This window comes from Pseudorhodobacter sp. (genome assembly GCF_030452865.1).
GTDB lineage: Bacteria > Pseudomonadota > Alphaproteobacteria > Rhodobacterales > Rhodobacteraceae > Pseudorhodobacter.
The window spans coordinates 1-3258 of the sequence record NZ_JAKDLJ010000394.1; the positions used below are offsets into that span (position 1 = coordinate 1).

Here is a 3258-nt window from a genome sequence, read left to right on the forward strand (position 1 = left end):
GATTGAACCGGCGCTGTGAAAGGGAATCCGTGACCAAGCCCCCGCCCAAAACGCTGCCCGACAACGATCCGCTCCGCTTTGGGCCGGTGCTTGGCGAGGTTGACGAATATCTGCTGGGCGAAGGCACCCATCGGCAGCTTTGGCACGCACTCGGCGCGCATCTGATGCAGCACGAAGGCGTGGACGGCGTGCATTTCGCCGTCTGGGCGCCCAATGCACAGCGGGTTTCGGTGGTCGGGGATTTCAACAATTGGGATGGCGGTAGCGCCCCGATGCGCGGCAGGGGCAGGACTGGCGTTTGGGAGATTTTCATTCCGGGACTGGCCGAGGGCGCGCGCTACAAGTTTGAGTTGCGCGGCCCGGATGGCGCGCTGTTGCCGCTGAAATCCGATCCCGTCGGCTTTGGGTCGGAGCATCCGCCCGCCAATGCCTCCATCGTGCGTGATCTGCGCGGGGCGGAATGGCATGATGAAATTTGGATGCAAAGCCGGTTGGCGGCCCAGAATGTCGATGCGCCGATTTCGGTTTATGAGGTGCATCTGGCCTCTTGGCGACGCGCGCCGGGGGACCGGATGTTGTCTTACGCGGAACTTGCCGATCAGCTTGTGGCCTATGTGACCGAAATGGGATTTACGCATATCGAATTGATGCCGATTTCAGAATATCCTTTCGATGGTTCATGGGGCTATCAGCCGGTCGGGCTTTATGCGCCGACGATCCGCCACGGTACGCCGCCGGAATTCCGGGCCTTCATTGATGCCGCGCATCGGGCGAACATCGGCGTTTTGCTGGACTGGGTGCCGGGGCATTTCCCGACCGATGCGCATGGTTTGGGGCGGTTTGACGGAACCCCGCTTTACGAACATGCCGACCCGCGTGAGGGGTTCCATCAGGATTGGAACACCCTGATTTTCAACTATGGCCGGGTCGAGGTTGCAAATTACCTTGTCGCCAATGCTTTGTATTGGCTGGAGGAATACCATCTAGACGGGCTTCGCGTCGATGCCGTCGCCTCCATGCTCTACCGTGATTACAGCCGCACCGACTGGGTGCCGAACCGCGACGGCGGCCGGGAGAATTATGAGGCGATTGCGCTGCTGCAAAACATGAATATCGCGGCTTACGGCGAGCATCCCGGCATTGTGACGGTGGCCGAGGAAAGCACCGCATTTCCGGGCGTGTCGCGCGCCGTCGATCATGGCGGGCTCGGCTTTGGCTTCAAGTGGAACATGGGTTGGATGAATGACACGCTGTCCTATATGCAGCGCGATCCTGTCCACCGCAAACACCACCACCACCAGATGACATTTGGCCTCCACTACGCCTGGTCGGAAAACTTCATCCTGCCGATAAGCCATGATGAAGTGGTGCATGGCAAAGGCTCCATGCTGGGGAAAATGCCGGGGGATCGTGCGCAGAAATTCGCCAATCTGCGGGCCTATTATGGTTTCATGTGGGGGCATCCCGGCAAGAAGCTGTTGTTCATGGGGTGCGAATGGGGGCAGGCGGGCGAATGGGCACATGGCCGCAGTCTCGATTGGCATGAGTTGGACGACCCGGCGCATCGCGGTGTGCAAAACCTGATCCGTGACCTGAACCGGTTGTACCGACAAACCCCGGCGCTGCATGTCAATGATTGTCGCGCTGCCGGGTTTGAGTGGATTTCCTCGGATGATGCCGACGGGTCCACCTATGCTTTCATCCGGCGCGGAGGTGCAGGTGATGCGCCAGTGATTGTCGCCTGCAACTTCACCCCGGTGGAGCGGAAATTCCGGCTTGGCTTGCCGAATCCGGGACGTTGGGATGAGGTTTTGAACACGGACGCCGCGATTTACGGCGGCGGCAATCGCGGTAATCTCGGCGGGGTGATGAGTGAGCCGATGCCTGGCCATAATCAACCGCAATCGGCGCTTGTAACATTGCCGCCGCTCGCAACAGTGTTTTTTCAAGGGACGATTGGCTAATGCGGGTTCAGCCCGTGCGATGATATTTCAGGGGAGGGGAGAACCCATGCAACCACGATCAAATATGCGGCTGTCATCGCAGGCGATGGCTTTTGTTCTGGCTGGCGGCCGCGGCAGTCGGTTGAAGGAACTGACCGACAAGCGCGCCAAACCGGCGGTTTATTTCGGCGGCAAGACCCGGATTATCGACTTTGCACTGTCGAACGCGCTCAACTCCGGCATCCGCAAGATGGCGATTGCGACGCAGTATAAAGCGCACAGCCTGATCCGCCACATGCAGCGCGGCTGGGGTTTTTTCCGCGCGGAGCGGAATGAATATCTTGATATCCTTCCCGCCAGCCAACGGGTGGCCGAGAATAAGTGGTATCTGGGAACGGCGGATGCGGTTACGCAAAATATTGATATCGTTGACAGCTATGGCGTAAAGTATGTGGTCATCCTCGCCGGGGACCATATCTACAAGATGGATTATGAGGTCATGCTGCAACAGCATGTGGAAACCGGCGCGGATGTGACCATCGGCTGTCTGACCGTGCCGAGGATGGAGGCGGTGGCCTTTGGCGTCATGCATATTGACGCCGACAAACGGATCACCGCGTTTCTGGAAAAGCCAGACGATCCACCGGGGATTCCGGGGGATGAGGGCAATGCACTGGCCTCGATGGGGATTTATGTTTTCAACTGGGACTTCCTGCGTGACCTGTTGATCCGTGACTCCGAGGACAGCAATTCAAGCCATGATTTCGGCCACGATCTGATCCCGCATATAGTGCAGCACGGCAAAGCGGTTGCGCATCTCTTTTCCGAAAGCTGCGTGAAAAGTGGGTTGGAGACGGAGCCATACTGGCGCGATGTCGGCACGATTGACGCGTTCTGGCAGGCCAATATCGACCTTACGGATTTCGTGCCGAAGCTGGATATCTATGACAATGCCTGGCCGATCTGGACCTATGCCGAGATCAAGCCGCCAGCGAAATTCATCCATGATGAGGACGGGCGGCGCGGGTCGGCGGTCTCCAGTCTGATCGCGGGCGATTGTATTGTGTCAGGGTCATCGGTGTCGAACAGTCTGCTCTTTACCGGCTGTCGGACGCATAGTTTTTCCAGCCTTGAATATGTCGTGGCCTTGCCGGATGTCGTGGTGAACCGGGGGGCAGAGCTGAAGAACTGCGTGATTGATCGCGGGGTGGTCATTCCGGAAAAACTGGTGGTCGGGCAGGATGCAGCGGCGGATGCGAAGTGGTTTCGCCGAACTGGGTCGGGCGTGGTGTTGATCACGCAGGATATGTTGGAT

The 3258-nt window shown here is 58.5% G+C and carries 2 protein-coding genes; both read left to right on the forward strand.

Features of this window, described 5'->3' with window-relative positions; all coding sequences use genetic code 11:
* On the forward strand, positions 1–1964 hold a 1964-nt coding region (glgB, locus tag L0H65_RS16940; RefSeq protein ID WP_301460403.1), incomplete at its 5' end, for a 1,4-alpha-glucan branching protein GlgB.
* A 46-nt stretch (positions 1965–2010) separates the two neighbouring features.
* A partial coding sequence (glgC, locus tag L0H65_RS16945) for a glucose-1-phosphate adenylyltransferase (RefSeq protein WP_301460404.1) occupies positions 2011–3258 on the forward strand: 1248 nt, incomplete at its 3' end.